Genomic DNA, 19,015 nt, shown 5'->3' with positions numbered 1-19,015 from the left:
ATTTGCTGTAACCAACAATAATTATGATTCATTACAACAACTGGAACTATGATAACTGGTTTAATTATTGGGCTGTATCTAATTTCAGTTAACTTTAATAATAATGCTCAATAACTGTGCTTTCATAATAGCTACGTTCACAATAACTACTTAAACCACTATATGAAGAATTGTCCCCTATTGATAGGGTGTCTGTGCACAATTATCAAGGGGCTAGCACATAAACCACGAATAAAAATGCCCTAACAAGTTGTCAGGGCATTCATAATACATTCTAAACCAATAGCGCTAAAACGCTAAATTACATAGCTTGTTGCTGTTGTTGCTGAGCAGCAAGTAGGTCTTGATAGCTAACTTCTTTGTCAGTTACTTTGCCTTGCTCGATTAGATAATCAACCACTTGGTCTTCTAGAACCACAGACTCAATGTTTGCACGTTGTTGCTTATCAGTCGTGTAGTACTCAATTACTTCTGCTGGATCTTCGTAGTTTTCTGCTGCTTCTTTAATGAAGGTTTCAACGCGATCTTGATCTACTTCTATTTTTTGCGTGTCGATAACACGGGCAACGATGATACCAAGACGGGCAGCACGTAGCGCTTGCTCTTCAAACAGCTCGTTTGGCAGCATGTCTTTATCAAAGCTCTCAGCATTCGCACCGAACTGCTGAGAAAAACGTTGCATCATCATGTTGCGTTGACGCTCGATTTCTTGCTCTAGCATAGCGTTTGGTACGTCAAACTCGTTCTTTTCTAACAATGCATCAAAAGTCGCTTGCTTAACTTGGCTACGGGCAGCGTTTTTAATTTCGCGTTCCATGTTTTTGCGCACGTCAGCTTTTAGCTTCTCAACACCGCCTTCTTTTACGCCGAATAGCTCAAGGAACTCTTCATTGATTTCTGGTAGCTTAGACTTTTCAACCAATTTTACGTTGATTTTGAACTGTGCTTCTTTACCAGCCAAGTTTTCAGCTTGGTAATCTTCTGGGAAAGTTACGTCGATCGTTTTTTCTTCGCCAGCTTTCATGCCTTTGATGCCAGCTTCAAAACCTGGAATCATTTGGTTGCTACCGATGACTAGTTTGAAGTCTTCAGCAGAGCCGCCTTCGAATTTTTCGCCGTCGATTGAGCCTTCAAAGTCAAAAGTAACCTGATTGCCTTTATCGGCTTTACCTTTTTTCTCAACGAACTCTTCACGCTGCTTTTGCAAGTTTTCGATCATGGTGTCAACGTCTTCCTCTTTAACAGACGCAGAATGACGCTCAACTTCGATCTCATTAATACCTTGGACGTCAACTTCTGGGAAGATCTCAACAGTCGCTTGATAAACTAAGAAGTCGTCTTCAAGTTTTACATCATCAATATTAGGCATGCCTACGGCACGGATATCTTCAGATTTGATCGCTTCAAATACAGTATCACGGATGACATCGTTGATGACTTCTTGCTGAATACCAGCACCATACTGAGAGCGGATATGTGACATAGGGACGTTACCTTTACGGAAACCGTCAATCTTGGCAGTTTTCGCCACTTGGCGAATACGACCTTCGACTTTGTTTTGAATTTTTTCGACAGGAACTTTCACAGTCAGCTGAGTTTCTTTTTCTGACAGCTTGTTGGTTGTGACTTGTAAATCTGTAGCCATGTTGATTACACCTTTATGATTAAAATAACAGGCAATCGCACCTCAAAATACGTACGGGTTATGTCGATTGCCATTGGAATGAATAGGGTTTTCGATACTTATATCTCGATAATCAGATAGAGCAAATAACCATATCTGATATCCAATATCGAGAGTGAATCACTAGCGTTCTCTACCTAATGCGCTTCAATCACCATTGCTCTTTCATAAATAGTAGAGATAACCGGATTCTTTCGATAAAATTTTAAAAGTAGAACAGTATAATCTATCTGTTAATTAAAGTAAAAGCTATCTGTCACGATAGGCGGTAGGCAAAATCGCTAATAAACTTATACTAAAAATTAATACTGAGAAACTTATATTAATAAAAACTACTAATTGTACTGACTATCAATGGTTATAACTAAATAGTTACAACTGTTGTAATAGCTGCCGAATGGCTTGACCACGATGGCTGATGCTATTTTTATCAGTGGCGCTTAAGCTTGCCGCTGTCGCTCGTATATCTGCCAACCAAAACAGTGGATCATAACCAAACCCACCATCACCATGTGGTGCATCTAAGATTTCACCGTGCCACAAGCCTTGTGCGATAATCGGTAGGGGATCATCAGCATGGCGTACCATTGCTAGTACGCAAACAAACATGCCTTTAATAGGAGCATCTGGTTGCTCATCACGGATAGGCTGCAAGTCAGTGACGAGCTTGGCGTTGTTTTTGGCATCATTGCCGTGCTCACCTGCATAGCGAGCCGAGTAGATGCCCGGTGCATTATCCAATACGGGAACGCATAAGCCTGAGTCATCGGCAATAGCAGGTAATCCGCTAACTCGGCTGGCATGACGCGCCTTAATAATAGCGTTTTCAACGAAGCTCAAACCGTCCTCGACAGCATCTTCAATACCTAACTGCCCTTGCGGTACGATAGTAACGTCTAGGCTGGCTTCAGCAAATAGTCTTTTAAATTCTGCAAGCTTGCCTTTATTATTACTGGCGAGCACCCATTTTTTTGGCATGTGATTTTGAATAGATGCAGGTGATGATAAAGCAGAGCTCATAAGATACGTCCATTATTGTTTGATAAAACTTGCTGGTTTTCAAAGAGTTTATTTTCAGGTAGCTTACAGGTTTTATATTCTCACCATTTTACAGCATATAGTTTTCTGTGCTTATAACCGTTGCATTACTTATGTTATCTATTTAACGTGCAAATGAGCAGTAAGGGTTAAAGGTTAAGAATTAAAGGTAAATAGTTAACTTTAAGCTCAATATTTAGTGTTTAAACCCTTATAAATAGGGTCTATAACATTCGGTAACTGATATTATTCTAATGTGTTGCTATAATAGCTGGCAAGCTACAGTGAATTATAGCTTATAGCTTGTGAATTTAAAGTTAATAATAACTTTTAAGTCAATCACTTGGCTTTTGAGTGAATAACAATGTTTATGCTAATCTGTTTTAAGTTAGCCTTTAGATTCATCCTGATGGGCACTAGCGCATCAAGCAATAACGTTCATTCATTAACAATAAACCCAGCCAATTTAGCTCGGTATTTTGTGATATTGTCTTTAAGATAAACAAAAATACGAGTGGCCAAATAAGCAAGGATAAAATAACTATGTCAAAGATTACTTTACCAGACCTACCTTATGCAAAAGACGCACTTGAGCCGCATATCAGCGCTGAGACGCTAGAATATCATCATGATAAGCATCATGCTGCCTATGTAAACAAGTTAAACGATTTGCTACCAGGTTCTGGTCTAGAAGACAAAACATTGCCAGAAATCATCGAAGCGACGTCAAAAGATGACAGCAAGCAAGGTATGTTTAACCAAGCAGCGCAAGTATGGAACCACACGTTCTATTGGAACTGCATGACGCCAGACAATGGTGGTGGTGAGCCAACAGGCGATCTAAAAGCCAAAATCGAAGAAGATTTTGGTAGCTATGATAAGTTCCGTGAAGAGTTTAAAAATGCAGCGTTAACACAGTTCGGTTCTGGTTGGGCCTGGTTAGTTGCTGATAAAGAAGGCGGCAAACTGTCTATCGCTAAAACTGCCAACGCTGATACGCCACTGGCACATGGTCAAGTAGCGGTATTGACTTGTGACGTATGGGAACATGCGTATTACATCGATTATCGTAACCGTCGTCCTGACTATGTTGATACGTTCCTAGACAAGCTAGTGAACTGGGACTACGCAAACGCGAAATATAAAGGTCAAGATGCTGGCGTTGAAGAGTAATCTTTAATACTTAAGTATTTGATTAATAAAAAAGGACGCTGAGAGGCGTCCTTTTTTTTAGTTTGATGGACTATAGCTAGTTTGTGCTAATGTTGGAATGACACTTGCTGTATTTAAGTTTTCTAATATACTTTTTAGAGGTAATAGTGGAAACTTTTTTAATAGTCGCTATGATAACTATAGTTTTATTTCTTTTTATGAGAGGGCTTTTTTCTTTTAAAAATGCTACCCAGTTAACGCTTAGACCCTTTAATGAATGGATAGTTCTAGCTAAAGGGGGAAGTAAAAAAGAACGAGAAGTAATGAGTCATACCATCTTACTTGAAACTGGAAGTTTGTTAGAGGGAGCAAATATAATTTCACAGAGTGAGTTCAAAAAAATATTCTCAGGCTCTAGAATTTATGCTTCAGACGTTATAATCCTAACCTTGATAACGACTCATATTCAGGAACACCTCTCAGACTCTAGTGAATTTCCCTTGAACGAATCTCATCAGGTTAGAATTTACTTTTATAATTGTTTTTGTAGACTGTATTTCGAGGGTCTTTATTTAGAACGCAATCTTTATAAGGGTAAAAATGCTTTAATAGCTATGGCTAGGTATGCTACTGATAAAGAACAACAGCCATGGGATTAAGATTGTATAGCTTAGAAGGTAGGGTGCGTCCAGCGCACCATCTTATATATAGCTTAAAGATGCGCGGGCAGTAGGCGTAGGCTGGGTTTTTAACCCAGCATTTTGTTTTTGCAAAGTTTCAAAGCTGGGTTAAAAACCCAGCCTACAACGATGCACATTGTTAAACCTACAACACCTCAAACCCAAACTTACCCAACGCCTCTCTGAGCATCGCAATATTATAGTAAGCATGTGCATTAACTGTATTTTGAAAGAAGATATATAATGTATCAAAATGCTGACGCTGATTGGCAATCGCTTGCGCCCAGTCCTGCATCTCTGTCTCACTATAGCGATAATCATGACGGTCAGCAGCACTCATCGCATCCCACCAGTTTAAATTATTACCATGCATACGCAGATAACCAGTTCGCTCGGTAAATATCAGCCGTGACGGCGGTAGACCACTGACTTTGGGATAATCAACGCTACACCAAATCAAGCCTTGCTCAGTAAAGCTATCGACCACTTGCGGGGTATGCCAGCCGTTATGACGAAACTCAACGGCCAGCGGATAATCCTGAAACCAACTAACTAGGTTTGCCAGATATAGACGATGCTCACGAGTGCGATCAAAGCCGTGCGGGAATTGGAGCAGTAGGGGCGCTAGACAATCGGCTTCGATGAGCGGTGTGAGGGCAGTAAGAAAAGCTTGCGCATGTTCGGCAGTGCCTTTACGCGCATGAGTAAAGTCTTGATGCAGCTTGACAGCAAACTTTAACTGACTGTCTGCTTGCACGTACGCTTTATTGACCATACCGGCAAAGGCTTTTTGTCCAATAGGTGCATAAAAAGTGCTATTAATCTCTACCGCGCCGTATTGCTTAGCATACTCACGTAAGAAGTCAGCCTTTTTAGTGCCTGTTGGATAAAGCGTGCCTAATAAGTCAGTATCGCTATAACCACCAGTGCCGAGGTAAATAGTAGGAGTAGGGGTGCTGTCCATGTTGACCACTCTTAGCTGTTTTTGATGATTAAAGTTTTAACGGAGTTTTTAATCTGTAGTCAATATCAAATAAAACAGATACATGGTTTTATGACGTGTGACTGGTATGAGTTTTTCTAGCTTGCTATGCCTATGCCTATGCCGACAGAGGCTGCAAAAAATTCATACCAGTCATGCTATATCGTTTCTACATTGAGTTGACTGTATTATTTTTTACGCGACCATAACCATTCTATCAATGCTAATAACGCATTATTGTCTTCATTATCGCTAAGCTCGCGACTGCTCAATTCACGAATGATGGCTGCACTGCCATCATCAAATAAGGATTGTGCGTAGCTTTTTGCCGCATCCACACCCATTAATTTTACATAGGTAGATTTGTCTAATTTCTCATCGCTACCAGCAGGCTTGCCTAAAGTATCAGTGGTTGTGGTGACATCCAAGATATCATCTTGTACTTGAAAGGCGAGACCAATATGCTGCGCGCATTCTTGTAATGCCATACGCTGCGGAGCGGTTGCACCCGCACAAATTCCGCCCATCAGCATAGCGGCTTCAATTAACGCGCCTGTTTTGTCACGGTGGATAGCTTCTAAATCTTCTTGTAAAATATTAGCGCTGGCTTCAGCATTAAGATCAAGCATTTGACCAGATACCATACGCCTAGCGCGCGGAGCAAATACTGCTAATAGCTGGCTGGCGATGTTTGAATCAAAAGGTGCAAAGGTTGGGAGTTCAGCAGTTAACACTTCAAAAGCGAGTGTTTGCAGCACGTCACCAGCCAGCAAAGCGGTGGCTTCGTCGAACACAATATGACAAGTTGGCTGACCACGGCGCAGTTCATCATCGTCCATGCATGGTAGATCATCATGTACCAGTGAGTACGTATGCAGCAGCTCTACAGCCAATGCAGCACGGCGACACATATCGTAATTTGAGTCGTTTTCTAACAACGATTCTAAATCAGCACTTATCAAGTTATCTGTCAGATTTGTAGGGTCAGATGAGGGATTGCCTACATCGACACTTATATCAATATCTGTACTAATACTCGCATCAATACTAATGAAGCTACTAGCTACCAATAAAGGCCGCACCAATTTGCCTTGCCCCGTCATTACATAGCGACAAGCATCATTGAGTGGATTTGGTAAGCTTGCATAGGCAAACAGTACTTCGATATCTTGCGCTAATTGCGCGCGCAACGTGCTATGGAATTGCTCAAAATTGGTAAAAGGCACAAAACGAGGCGCAGAAGAAACAGACATAACTCAACCAACCACCATGTAAATAGAAATAGAAAAGACGTGAACAAAAACGAATAACAAGCTAGTGTAGCATGATAGCTGATACGGCTTGTACGTACACGCTAAGCGCTGTTTTATTTTGGTTACGTATTGATGATTTAACTTGTAGGTTGAATGTGTTGTTATGAAGTGTTGGGCTTTGATATTGATTGACGATGTTAACCGTATGAATAACCTATAATATGATACTTATATAAGGCAGGCTTGGGCGGCTGATACTTGTTATTGATCTATTAGATAGCAGTTCACCAGCTGATAATTTAATAGTGACTTGTGAGTCTGGCATTAGCTTGTGACAGTCGGGGGCATAATCCCCTACACTAAATGACGTCAAAATGGTCTAATGGTACAAAAGCCCCGTAGTTAAGTTACTATTATGGATTAAACCTGCTACGGATTAAACCTGCGTCTAGATTCAGGTTTGATCGAATATATTTATCATTAGGCTTATATCGAAGCAAAAAATTAGGATAATAACGATGCGCCATGTCAGTGAGCGCGGGATAATAAAGACATCATCACTGCTCAATTTATCAAGGCATTAGCTTATAAGTTGACAGTGTTTTTACTCGTTTTATTAACAGCAACAAGCTATTCATTTTAATTCTAAAACGTAGCTTTTATGATTTGATTTTTATCAAATAGTTTTTATTACATAGCAAGGAGTTTCAAATGGTATATCAAGGAAATCGCATCACGGTGACAATGCTAGAGGATGGCATCGCCAATATGCAGTACAACGCCGAAAATGAGAGCGTGAACAAATTCGATGCCGAAACCAATAAGCAGTTTACTGAAGCGGTCAGTGCACTTGAAAAGTCTGATGACGTCAAAGGTTTAATCGTCACTTCAAGCAAAGGCGTCTTTATCGCTGGTGCTGACATCACTGAATTCGTCGGCTCATTTAAGAAGCCAGAAAGTGAGATTAAAGATTGGGTCGTTGGTATTAACGATACTTTTAATCGCTTTGAAGACTTACCGTTCCCGAAAGTAGCTGCTATCAATGGCGCGGCGCTTGGCGGTGGTTGTGAGATGACCTTAGTTTGCGAATATCGCGTCATGAGTGACAAAGCGATTATCGGTTTACCAGAAACTCAATTAGGTATCTTCCCAGGTTTTGGTGGTACGGTTCGTAGTACACGTGTGATTGGTATCGATAATGCTCTTGAATTGATTGCAACTGGTGCACCTAAAAAAGCGCTTGATGCACTAAAATTAGGCCTAGTTGATGCGACAGTACCTGCTGATGACTTGCAAGATGCGGCGATTGACCTAGTCAAAAAATGTATCTCAGGTGAGCTTGATTGGAAAGCGAAGCGTGAAGAGAAACTGGTGCCTGTTAAGTTAAATCAGCTTGAGCAAGCGATGGCGTTTAACAGTGCAAAAGGTATGATCTTTGCCAAAGCCAATCCTAAGCAATACCCAGCGCCTGCGCTTGCTATTGAAGCAATTGAAAAGCATGTAAATCTGCCACGTGATAAAGCAATCGAAGTAGAAGCGACTTATTTCGCTAAAGCGGCCAAAACGCCACAAGCAGAAAGCTTAGTGGGTCTGTTCTTAAACGATCAATTGGTTAAGAAGTTAGCGAAGCAACATAGCAAGCAAGCACATGAAATCAATGAAGCAGCGGTATTGGGCGCTGGTATCATGGGCGGCGGTATTGCTTATCAAGCAGCGAGCAAAGGCTTGCCAATCATCATGAAAGACATCAAGTCTGAGCAATTAGATCTTGGTATGGGCGAAGCTAGCAAGCTATTAGGAAAGATGGTTGATCGCGGCAAAATGACCCCAACCAAAATGGGCGAAACCTTGAGCCGTATCCGTCCAACCCTTAACTATGGTGACTTTGCTGAGACTGATATCGTTATCGAAGCTGTCGTAGAAAATCCGAACGTTAAGCGTGCGGTACTAAAAGAAGTAGAAGGTCTAGTAAAAGACGATTGTATCTTAGCGTCAAACACCTCAACTATTTCTATTACTTTCTTAGCTGAAGCACTAGAGCGTCCAGAAAACTTCGTCGGTATGCACTTCTTTAACCCTGTGAGTCGTATGCCATTGGTCGAGGTCATTCGTGGCGAAAAGTCTTCAGAAGAAGCTATTTCTACTACTGTTGCTTTAGCCTCTAAGATGGGTAAAGTGCCAGTTGTGGTGAATGATTGCCCAGGTTTCTTAGTGAACCGTGTATTGTTCCCATACTTTGGCGCATTTGATTTGCTATTGAAAGAAGGCGCTGATTTTGTTCATGTCGATAAAGTTATGGAAAAATTTGGCTGGCCGATGGGTCCTGCTTACCTAATCGACGTCGTCGGTTTAGATACTGGTGTCCATGGTGCAGAAGTCATGGCAGATGGGTATCCTGACCGCATGAAGCCTGATTATAAAGGTGCGATTCAGCATTTATATGAGAACGAGCGTTTAGGTCAGAAAAACGGCGTTGGTTTCTATAAGTATGAAACAGACAAGCGTGGTAAGCCAAAGAAAGTGGCTGACGAAGCGACTTATGAGCTATTAAAAGCGACGACTGATAGCGACAAGCAAACGTTTGAGGATCAAGCGATAATCGACCGTACCATGCTAGCTTTCTGTAATGAGACGGTACGCTGTCTAGAAGACAACATCGTCAGCACGCCATCTGAAGCGGATATGGCGATGATTATGGGCGTTGGTTTCCCGCCATTCCGCGGTGGTCCTTGCCGTTATATCGACCAAATGGGTCTAGATAACTACTTGGCACTGTGTGAAAAATACGCGCACCTTGGCAAAGCCTATGAAGCCCCGCAAAAAATTCGCGACATGGCAGCAGCAGGCGAGACTTTTTACGCCACGGCGTAATGGGCAGTCATTACTAAGATGAAGTGCAGTACGTTTGCTGGCGAAGCGGATAGCAATGGCTATATCGATAGCTTTGACCGCAAACGTACCGTTTTAGTCGGTTTGATTGAAGGTTAATACAGTCTGATTATATGCAGAGATACGCATCGTACCTGTAACGAGATTGACGAGTATAAAGCCAAATTAGATCGACAACACTGACAATAAAAATTGAAAAGGAAGATAGTATGACAATTTTAAGTCCAAAAGATGTGGTCATCGTAGATGGCGTACGCTCAGCAATGGGTAAAACTAAAAACGGTATGTTCCGTCACGTTCGCGCTGATAGCATGTCTGCTGAATTGGTACGTGCATTGGTTGAGCGTAACGACTTTGACACACGCGACGTCGAAGACATCATCTGGGGTTGTGTCAATCAGACTTTAGAGCAAGGATTAAACATCGGTCGTAATATCGGTCTGCTGGCTGGTATTCCAAAGACCGCTGGCGGCCAAACAGTCAACCGTCTATGTGGTTCTTCTATGCAGGCGCTACACACTGCTGCAGCTCAAATCATGACTAACCAAGGTGAGGTTTTCATCATCGGTGGTGTTGAACATATGGGCCATGTCGGCATGATGCATGGTGTTGATCTAAACCCTGAAGCGTCAAAGCATTATGCAAAAGCCTCAAACATGATGGGCTTGACTGCGGAAATGCTTGGTCGTATGAACAACATCACCCGCGAAGAGCAAGATGCTTTTGGTCTTGAATCTCATCGCCGTGCATGGGCTGCGACCACTGAAGGTCGTTTTGATAATGAAATCATCGGTATCGAAGGTCATGATGCGACTGGTCGTCTGCAACTATGTACCGTTGATGAAGTAATTCGCCCAGATGCGACGATGGAGCAAATGCAAAAGCTACGTCCAGCTTTTGATCCTAAAGGCGGTACAGTGACTGCTGCTACCTCATCTGCATTATCTGATGGTGCGTCAGCAATGCTAGTAATGAGCGCACAAAAAGCCAAAGATTTAGGTCTGAAGCCTCGTGCTCGTATTCGTAGCATGGCAGTCGCTGGTTGTGATGCGGCTATCATGGGTTACGGTCCTGTACCTGCCACGAACAAAGCACTTAAGCGTGCTGGCATGAGCATCGATGATATGCAAACCATCGAGCTAAACGAAGCATTCGCAGCGCAAGGCTTGTCAGTCCTTAAAGCCTTGAACTTGACGGATAAGCAAGACATCGTCAACATCAATGGTGGCGCAATTGCATTAGGTCATCCACTAGGCTGTTCGGGTGCTCGTATCACGGTTACCTTACTAAACGCTATGGAGCAGTCTGATACAGAAATTGGTCTAGCGACGATGTGTATCGGTCTTGGTCAAGGCATCGCTACGATTATTGAGCGTGTTTAATTTTCTAAACTTGTAGTAGCTTTGCAAGATTTCAGCATTTTAGAAGAAGCCTCCAGTCAGATGATTGGAGGCTTTTTTATTGGTAAATAATAATGAAGCCTCTATGACACAACGTTCGTAAGTTGTTAATAAAGAGGATGGTCATTGACGCATTGAACGAAATATGACTAAATAAGAGTATATCTAATAATTATAAACTAACAATTTAGTCTGCAGCGACCTGCTGCAAGCGTACAAGGAGTGTACCTAACATGGCCACTATGATTACCGATCGTACCTACCGCATTGCCCGCGAAAACACGCAAGCAATGCTTATTGATGTACAAGAGCGTCTAACGCCACATATCTACGATCACGAGAACATCGTCAAAAAAATATCAACATTAATTAAAGGTCTACAGGCTCTTGGTATTCCTATTATGCTCAATGAGCAATATAAAAAAGGGCTCGGTGATACGTTGCCTGAGATTTTTGAGCTTTTAGAAGGTGATAACGCTAAAAGTTTTGAAAAAGTTACGTTTAGTGCTTGCGACAACGATGATTCATGGCATTATTTAGCACAACAAAATCGTAGTATCGTTCTACTATTTGGCGTTGAGACGCATGTGTGTGTCATGCAGACGGCGTTAGATTTACTAGATAATGGTATGCAACCAGTAATTGTCGGCGATGCTGTAGGGTCGCGCTTTCCGTACGATAAAAAACAAGCCATACGGCGTATTCGCCGCGCAGGTGGGGTCATTACTACTGTTGAGACTGTCTTGTTTGAGCTATGTCGCACTAGTAAAGATCCGGCCTTTAAGACCATTAGTAATCTGATTAAGTAGCTAATTATTATTAAAGATAACTATTATTAAATGAGCTATATAATGAATTGCCTAATCAGATGTTATTCAACACAAAATAAATAATACAAGGCACAAAGGATGAATAGGCTAACGCAGTACGGTTTAAAACCTCTCTTAGCAGTTGTATTCTCAGTGATGATGATACAGCCGGTGATGGCTGCCAGCCCTATTAGTAGTGGAAATAAGCTGGCGCTGGATGCAAAAAAACAGCTCGGAGTGACAGTTAGCTATGATCCTGCCTATCGTCAAATGGACTTTCCACGCGGCGATGTGCCAATGGATACGGGCATAAGTACCGATGTAATTGTGCGCGCGTATCGTTTACAAAATATAGATTTACAGCAGCTGGTTAATCACGACATGAAGTCAAATTGGTCGGAATATCCAAAGACTTGGGGTCTAAAATCACCAGATAAAAACATCGATCATCGCCGTGTGCCCAACCTCGAAGTGTTTTTTGATAATCATGGTAAATCACTATCTATCACTGATAAAGACAGTTTTTTGGCAGGAGACATTGTGACATGGCGACTACCAGACGGCAATTTGCCGTATATTGGTATCGTCTCAGATAAGAAGGCCGCCGATGGTACGCCGCTAATTATTCATAACATCGGAAGCGGTACTCAAGAAGAGAATATCCTTTTTGCTTATCCTATTACTAAGCACTTTCGTTATTAACGTAGACGATAACTTTAGTATGACGTTCTCGGAAAGCACAGTAAATCTATAAGAAAAATAAAACCCAGTCAATAGCAATAAATACTTGCTACTGACTGGGTTTTTTAGTGGTATTTTATTTGTCAGTATTGGCCATACCTAACAGCTGACCCATTTGTACCAAACTATTAGCCATCATGTTATCTTGCCAGTCAGCTTTTGCAGCTTTGGGCAATATGACAATAGCGGTTGAACCTAAATAAAAGCGGCCAAGTTCATCACCTTTTTCAAGTTTCATGTCATGATCAGCTTCTTGAATATCATCGGTTCGCGTAATTTTGCCTGTCGCTACGGTCTCGATACCGGCGACAATCATGGCTCCGACCATTACAACTGCTGCTTTACCGTATGCCGTATCGAACATACAAACCAAGCGCTCATTGCGTGCAAACAAGTCAGGAATATTGGCGGCAGTGGTAGTATTGACTGAAAACAGTGTGCCAGGCACATAGCGAGTTTTAGTCAAAGTTCCCGCAAATGGCATGTGTACGCGGTGATAGTTGCTAGGAGCTAGATAGACAGTAGCAAAGCTACCATCAGCGAAATAGCTGCCATCTTCACTATCGGCAAGTAGCTGTCCGATGTCGTAGTATCGACCCTTAGCCTGTAGCATTTTGTGGTCTTCTATCTGACCGAGCTGGGAAATTATGCCATCAGCAGGGCTTGCGATGCCATGAATGGTAGTATCGATAGCACGGGCATCGTCTTTGAGCTCACGGGTAAAAAAATCATTAAAGCTTTCGTAAGCGTTGAGGCTCTGGCGTTCATATTCATCCAACTTTACGTTATAAGCTTTGGCAAAGCTACGAATAAAGGCGCGTTTAACCATAGGATGACGACTGGCGGCTAAACGTCCGGCCACTTTGCTGATCTTTTGCTGCGGTACAAACTGCTGGATAGTGGTAAATAAAGTCATAACGGGTTACCAGAATAATAATTAAGATGAGAAGATAGAGCTGGAAAATAATAAGAAGTGTTTGTATTTTATCATGGTCAGCACTCAATCGTATGACCATAATTGTTTAAGGAGGTAATCTATGAAAGCACTTATTCAGCGGGTAAATCGTGCTAGTGTTACAGTTGATGAATGTTGTATAGGCTCAATTGAGCACGGAATACTGGCATATATTGGCTTAGGGCATGACGATAACTTGCAGAATGCAAAGCGGATGATCGATAAAATCCTCACTTATCGTATTTTTGATAATCATGATGATCCAGCTAAGTATGGCAAGCTAGATTTAAACGTGCAGCAGGTAGGGGGCGGGTTGTTGTTGGTACCGCAGTTTACTTTGATGGCGAAGACAGACAAAGGCCGTCGCCCTGATTTTGGCGGCGCGATGGCGCCTGATGCAGCACAAGTACTGTTTGAGCAATTAGTCGCTTATGCTAAGACCCAATATCCTGATATTGCAACTGGTCAGTTTGCTGCTGATATGCAGGTCGAAAGTATCAATGATGGGCCGCTAAACTTTTTATTAGAAATAGTATAAGGTATTAAAGCGTGTACTCATTTTTATTACCATTTTTAAAATGAGTACACGCCCTAGAAGTTTAAAACGCGAATGTCATCAAACTGTCATAATTAATCCGTTTAATAAGCAGACATTAGTGAATGTTTATCGCCTTTTTTGCACCCTAAATTTCCGTATCATATAGCTTTTACCAATGCTTAATAATAAGGTTGTCGTATGTATAATGAGCAGATTTTGATTGTCGAAGATGAACCAGCGATTCGTGAGATGGTTGTGATGACATTGGAGATGGCCGGATTTGATAGTTTGCAGGCAGCTGATGTCTCAGAAGCGCATCAACAAGTGGTGGATCATCGTCCTGCGCTGATCTTATTAGACTGGATGTTACCCGGAGATAAAAGCGGCATTGATTTTTGTCGCATGCTCAAAAGTGATGAATTGCTCGCTGAGATACCGGTCATTATGTTGACGGCCAAAAGTGAAGAGGATAGTAAGGTTCATGGCCTTGATGCTGGTGCTGATGACTATATGACCAAGCCCTTTTCAACACGTGAATTAATCTCAAGAATTAAAGCGGTATTGCGTCGTAGTAGTGCGCTGAGTGCTGATAAGCCTATCGAAATAGGTAAACTGAGCCTAGACCCCAAAGGCCAACGCGTTATGGCTAACGATAAGGTCGTTGATATTGGTCCAACAGAATATAGGCTGTTGGCGTTTTTTATGAGCCATCCAGAGCGTGCTTATACGCGGACACAATTGCTAGATCAGGTTTGGGGCGGTAATGTCTATATTGAAGATCGGACCATTGATGTACACATCAGGCGTTTACGTAAATTATTGAAGCCCCACGACTGCGATACTTTAATTCAAACCGTTCGTGGTACGGGTTATCGGTTCTCTAGTCTCATTGAAAAAGTATAACCATTTTAAAAAACGGCACGTGAATCATAACGCAGTAGATAGTGGTAAGGATAATGAATTATATGATAACGCCTACGGAAAACGAGCAACAAAGTAAGCAAGAAAAGGGAAAGCAAGAGCAAGTTGCTCAGCAAGAAGTAATGGGTCAACTTAAGAAAATCAGAAGCTCACTACGGGCACTACAAGATGCAGTAATTTTGCTGAATGATGATGATAGTCTGGAGTGGTGGAATCAGGCCGCAGAGGATTTGCTATTACTGCAAGCAGCCGATCAGGGCAAGAGCATTTTTGACTTCATTACCGTACCTGAATTTCGTCAGTACTATCAGACGATGACCACACCTAACGATGGGGTTCATATGGCGTCATGGCGAGACCCTAAGCGTTATTTGAAATGTGAGCTCACGCCTTTTGGTGACGAGAAGTTATTGATTATTTATGATGTGACTCGCTTGCATCATTTAGAGGAGATGCGCCGCGATTTTGTGGCAAATGTCTCGCATGAGCTCAGAACACCACTAACAGTGCTCATGGGCTATCTCGAAAACTTTTCAGATCAGCCCGACATGCCATCGCAGTGGCGGCGCGGTTTTGAGCTGATGACCCAGCAGACTGCACGGATGAATAGAATTGTTAATGACTTATTGCTGCTCTCTCGAATCGAAATCGAAGAAACCCATGAGCTGAATTATATCGATATGACCAAGCTACTGACTCATATCTATGATGACGCGCAGGCCTATAACCAAGAATATAATCATAGCATTCACCTGCAGATAGACACCTATGATGGATTGTATGGGTCAGAGATGTACTTAAATAGTGCCTTATCTAACTTGGTGATTAACGCCATTAAGTACACGCCAAAAGGTGGCAATATAGCTATTAGCTGGACTAGAACATCAGACGGCTGCCGCTTCGCCGTCGAAGATAATGGCATTGGTATAGCGCCGCAGCATATTACGCGCTTGACGGAGCGCTTCTATCGCATTGATAGTGGTCGCAGTCGTGCCACAGGTGGTACTGGGTTGGGACTAGCGATTGTGAAACACGTCTTGTATCAATATGATGCCAACTTGCAAATTGAGTCGATGGAAGGCAAAGGCTCGACTTTTAGTGCAGTATTCCCAGCTGCCCATGTTCGGTCAGCGCATACGGACTGATACTACAGTCGATCTCTACCATATGTAAGCAGCCGTTAGTATTGGCCAGTTTTACACCCCTATGCGTGCTAATCTTTTTGTAAAAGTAGGTAAGGATTAACTGCGCTACCATTGATATAGATACCGTAATGCACATGTGGCGGTGTGCCTTTTGCATTGCCACTGTCACCGACATAGCCAATTATGTCGCCAGCATCAACCCATTCATTAGGTAAGATGTCGGCATAATCTTCTAAATGCGCATAATAATGTCCTGCGCCGCCAGGACCTACGATGACGACTACTTTCCCACCTAAATTATTTTCACCAACTTTTCTGACGATACCTTGCGTCGTTGCCTGTATTGGCGTGCCTCGCGGTGCAAAAATATCAATACCTTCATGCGTACGGCCTTGGCTACGTGCAGCGCCCCATGTATCAGTTAGATGCTGTTCTGGTAGCGGACTGGGTAGGCTGTTTTCTGTGGGCAGTTCTTGTTGTAATAAGCTAAGTTGTTGCCATTTCGCTACTACAAACGACTGTGTTTGTTGGCTGATGCTCGGTAGTAGTTTGTCGAATACAAATAATAAGGTCAATAGTACAGCAGCCTTAATGAGCACACTTAGCACACGGCTTAAATATGCAGACTTTGGGTGCTGATGCTTGTTATCTAATGGCATTAATTTCTCTTAAATCTTTGTTATTGTTTACATTGATATTATAGGAGTCTTGTTCTATAACGTTTGTATCGCATTGTTATGCTTAGTTGTTATATTTGGCTTTTAGCCCCATAAATATAACGTTTCTTTTAAAATTCTGCGTAAAACATCACGTAGATAAAATACCATGTAAAAATAAATGCTGCTATATATGGCCAAATCTCTATGACTGACACTGCACTTATTATCGATACTGAAACCGATCAAGGTCGAGATCCACGACCTATCCAAGTTGCGACCATCAATGTGATGACTGGATTTGAGTGGATGAAATATTTTAATAGCGGTCGTCCTATATCACCAATCGTGATTAAAGTTCATGGCATTACTGATGATGATGTGGCTGGGCTTGAGCGTTTTGATTTGGAGGAGTTCGAGTTACCAACGTACTTGATTGGTCATAATGTACGTTTTGATTGGCGAGTAATTGGCAGCCCATCTGCCAAGCTTATATGTACCGTGCGGCTAGCGCGCGTGGCTTTTCCAGAGTGGCGTTTTTATGGACAGTCCAAATGTATTGAGCAACTACTAGGAAAAGGCGAGGCAAGCAGGATGACGGTTGCTGCTCATGATGCGCTAGGTGATGCACGCATGTGTTATTTGCTCTATCAAGCCTGCTGCGAGCGCTTAGAAATTGCGCCGACTGACTTTGCCGCGGCTCATGCTATTTCCAATAAAGCCAATCCTGTGAGTAAGATGCCGTTTGGAAAACATAAAGGTAAGCTGATTAAAGACGTGCCAATCAACTATGTGAAATGGATGCTGGGTAATATTCATAATATGCAGCCGTCGCTCTATTCTGCTTTGAACAAGCGTATCAAAGCAGAAGCTGCGAAAGAAAAGTTGAAAAATGAGGACTTGCCCTAAGCTTATGGCTGATTATTTAGCCAATCCACCGCCATCTGCCATAACTCAGGGGCTTTAGCATTGGTGCGACTACTAAAATAGCGCATGTGTCCGATACTGCTTAGCCCCAAGTCTTTCGGATCAAAGAAGCGTTTTTCGACTGGCATTTTGGTAAATACGCGAATCATGTCATCCATATTTTTACTATTGGCAATTTCATCATCGCTAAAGCCGAGCCATAATGCAGGCATGCTCAGCTCATCATAAAAATGGGTGTGTACACTTTTGCCAAAGGCTGTCTTGATATAACCTGCGCCATTGCACCACTCGCGCCACTGCCTAGCTACGCCGCGCGGTAGCGGTTCGCCCATGCCGATTTTATCTGATGGGGTGTAGCCTAACGTCAAGTTAGTGAGTGGAATAAAGGCATCCATAAAGCCCATTGCCTTAAGTTTATAAGGCATATCCATGTTTTTGATACGGCCTGATGAACAAGCAACGTTGAATACGGACGCGATAGCCTTATAGTTTGGCATTAAACCCATTAGCTGACCGCCCGCGCTGTGACCAATTAAGTGATGAGTAGCATCGGTAAACTCATCTTTCAGGGCATCAAGTACGGCTGGCATATCGTGACGTCCCCAACTGATAAGAGATGCATCGCACTTAGCCAAATCGGTTGTAAGCGATTCACCGATACCTTCATTATCAAAGGTCAGTACCCCAAAGCCATGCTCTGCTAAAAAGTTAGCGAAATTATGGTAAAACTGGCGTTTAATACCAGTAGCTGGCGCTATCATGACCGCTGTTTTTACTGCTTGTTTAGGACGATAAACAGTGGCTGCTAGCGCTCGATTACGATCAGTCATTATGGTCAGTGAATAAGTATCAATATTAGTATTGGGCTGATCGTTCGTTGCAGTATCAACATGAATAGCAGTAGTACTGTCTTGTTGATTTGAAGAGAATGGTACTTGGTTGTTGTGCATCGTTATACCTTAATGAACTTGTTATTTTATTAGTCAGTAGTAATTACTGATAAACAGTACGCTATTAGCGTGAGTTTACTCATCAGTACTTACAAAAAATTTGGCAATTGCGTCATAGTCATAAATCGTTGCTACTATTAGGTAGCATGGCTTATGTTAAGATAAATACTGACGAATAGGAATGAAACAAAAGATACTTAATGGTCTCATTGTTGGCCAGAGTTATTTTTTATCAAATATATATCCAGAAAACTGAAAATAGACGTGAACTTCATTTATGTTTATTATGCGTAAT

17 protein-coding genes are annotated in these 19,015 nt (G+C 42.2%); 10 read left to right on the top strand and 7 right to left on the bottom strand.

Going from position 1 to position 19,015, the window contains the following annotated elements; all coding sequences use genetic code 11:
* Nucleotides 1-301: 301 nt before the first annotated feature.
* Nucleotides 302-1,645 carry a trigger factor gene (gene tig / locus AK825_RS12695; RefSeq protein ID WP_068038105.1) on the bottom strand — a complete coding sequence of 448 codons (1,344 nt, stop codon included), beginning with the start codon at nucleotides 1,643-1,645 and terminating at the stop codon, nucleotides 302-304.
* Nucleotides 1,646-2,056: 411 nt separating this feature from the next.
* Entirely contained in the window at nucleotides 2,057-2,704 is a 648-nt protein-coding gene (gene rdgB, locus AK825_RS12690) for an RdgB/HAM1 family non-canonical purine NTP pyrophosphatase (protein ID WP_068038101.1), read from the bottom strand.
* 561 nt (nucleotides 2,705-3,265) lie between these two features.
* Here rdgB and AK825_RS12685 point away from each other — a divergent pair.
* Nucleotides 3,266-3,895, top strand: a complete 630-nt coding sequence (locus AK825_RS12685; protein WP_068038098.1) for a superoxide dismutase — start codon at nucleotides 3,266-3,268, stop codon at nucleotides 3,893-3,895.
* Nucleotides 3,896-4,041: 146 nt separating this feature from the next.
* Entirely contained in the window at nucleotides 4,042-4,533 is a 492-nt protein-coding gene (locus tag AK825_RS12680; protein ID WP_149038766.1) for a hypothetical protein, read from the top strand.
* A gap of 166 nt (nucleotides 4,534-4,699) precedes the next feature.
* Here AK825_RS12680 and AK825_RS12675 read toward each other — a convergent pair whose 3' ends face one another.
* Both AK825_RS12675 and AK825_RS12670 read right to left on the bottom strand, forming a co-directional pair.
* Entirely contained in the window at nucleotides 4,700-5,518 is an 819-nt protein-coding gene (locus tag AK825_RS12675; RefSeq protein ID WP_068038092.1) for a DUF72 domain-containing protein, read from the bottom strand.
* A 206-nt stretch (nucleotides 5,519-5,724) separates the two neighbouring features.
* Nucleotides 5,725-6,789: a polyprenyl synthetase family protein gene (locus AK825_RS12670; protein ID WP_068038090.1), complete on the bottom strand. Its 1,065-nt coding sequence runs from the start codon at nucleotides 6,787-6,789 to the stop codon at nucleotides 5,725-5,727.
* 711 nt (nucleotides 6,790-7,500) lie between these two features.
* On the opposite strand from AK825_RS12670, the gene fadB reads away from it, so the two are divergent.
* From fadB to AK825_RS12650, 4 genes are all read left to right on the top strand, one after another.
* The gene (fadB, locus tag AK825_RS12665) at nucleotides 7,501-9,660 is read left to right on the top strand and encodes a fatty acid oxidation complex subunit alpha FadB (protein ID WP_068038087.1); all 2,160 of its coding nucleotides are present in this window, start codon (nucleotides 7,501-7,503) and stop codon (nucleotides 9,658-9,660) included.
* A gap of 227 nt (nucleotides 9,661-9,887) precedes the next feature.
* Nucleotides 9,888-11,060 (top strand): acetyl-CoA C-acyltransferase FadA, encoded by a 1,173-nt coding sequence (fadA, locus tag AK825_RS12660; RefSeq protein ID WP_068038084.1) that lies wholly within the window; start codon nucleotides 9,888-9,890, stop codon nucleotides 11,058-11,060.
* 251 nt (nucleotides 11,061-11,311) lie between these two features.
* Nucleotides 11,312-11,887: an isochorismatase family protein gene (locus AK825_RS12655; protein ID WP_068038081.1), complete on the top strand. Its 576-nt coding sequence runs from the start codon at nucleotides 11,312-11,314 to the stop codon at nucleotides 11,885-11,887.
* Between the two features lie 99 nt (nucleotides 11,888-11,986).
* On the top strand, nucleotides 11,987-12,589 hold the full coding sequence (locus AK825_RS12650) for a DUF1287 domain-containing protein (protein WP_264753633.1): 603 nt from the start codon (nucleotides 11,987-11,989) through the stop codon (nucleotides 12,587-12,589).
* A gap of 115 nt (nucleotides 12,590-12,704) precedes the next feature.
* On the opposite strand, the gene asd is transcribed toward AK825_RS12650, so the two are convergent.
* Entirely contained in the window at nucleotides 12,705-13,544 is an 840-nt protein-coding gene (asd, locus tag AK825_RS12645) for an archaetidylserine decarboxylase (RefSeq protein WP_068038069.1), read from the bottom strand.
* 121 nt (nucleotides 13,545-13,665) lie between these two features.
* On the opposite strand from asd, the gene dtd reads away from it, so the two are divergent.
* The 3 genes from dtd (at nucleotide 13,666) to phoR (ending at nucleotide 16,187) form a co-directional block, all read left to right on the top strand.
* Nucleotides 13,666-14,121, top strand: coding sequence for a D-aminoacyl-tRNA deacylase (dtd, locus tag AK825_RS12640; RefSeq protein WP_068038066.1), 456 nt, complete (start codon nucleotides 13,666-13,668; stop codon nucleotides 14,119-14,121).
* A 198-nt stretch (nucleotides 14,122-14,319) separates the two neighbouring features.
* A complete protein-coding gene (gene phoB, locus AK825_RS12635) occupies nucleotides 14,320-15,024 on the top strand; it encodes a phosphate regulon transcriptional regulator PhoB (protein WP_068038064.1) in 705 nt (234 codons plus the stop codon).
* Nucleotides 15,025-15,086: 62 nt separating this feature from the next.
* The gene (gene phoR, locus AK825_RS12630) at nucleotides 15,087-16,187 is read left to right on the top strand and encodes a phosphate regulon sensor histidine kinase PhoR (RefSeq protein WP_068038061.1); all 1,101 of its coding nucleotides are present in this window, start codon (nucleotides 15,087-15,089) and stop codon (nucleotides 16,185-16,187) included.
* 68 nt (nucleotides 16,188-16,255) lie between these two features.
* Here the strand turns inward: phoR and AK825_RS12625 are convergent, their stop codons facing one another.
* Entirely contained in the window at nucleotides 16,256-16,846 is a 591-nt protein-coding gene (locus tag AK825_RS12625) for a M23 family metallopeptidase (protein WP_068038058.1), read from the bottom strand.
* 204 nt (nucleotides 16,847-17,050) lie between these two features.
* On the opposite strand from AK825_RS12625, the gene AK825_RS12620 reads away from it, so the two are divergent.
* Nucleotides 17,051-17,752: a DUF3820 family protein gene (locus AK825_RS12620; protein WP_068038055.1), complete on the top strand. Its 702-nt coding sequence runs from the start codon at nucleotides 17,051-17,053 to the stop codon at nucleotides 17,750-17,752.
* Between the two features lie 2 nt (nucleotides 17,753-17,754).
* On the opposite strand, the gene AK825_RS12615 is transcribed toward AK825_RS12620, so the two are convergent.
* Nucleotides 17,755-18,600, bottom strand: a complete 846-nt coding sequence (locus AK825_RS12615) for an alpha/beta fold hydrolase (RefSeq protein ID WP_068039491.1) — start codon at nucleotides 18,598-18,600, stop codon at nucleotides 17,755-17,757.
* Nucleotides 18,601-19,015: the final 415 nt, after the last annotated feature.

It is taken from the genome of Psychrobacter sp. P11G5 (genome assembly GCF_001593305.1).
Taxonomy (GTDB): domain Bacteria; phylum Pseudomonadota; class Gammaproteobacteria; order Pseudomonadales; family Moraxellaceae; genus Psychrobacter.
The sequence above is the reverse complement of the archived record's forward strand: the minus strand, read 5'-3'. Positions and strand labels throughout refer to the sequence as shown.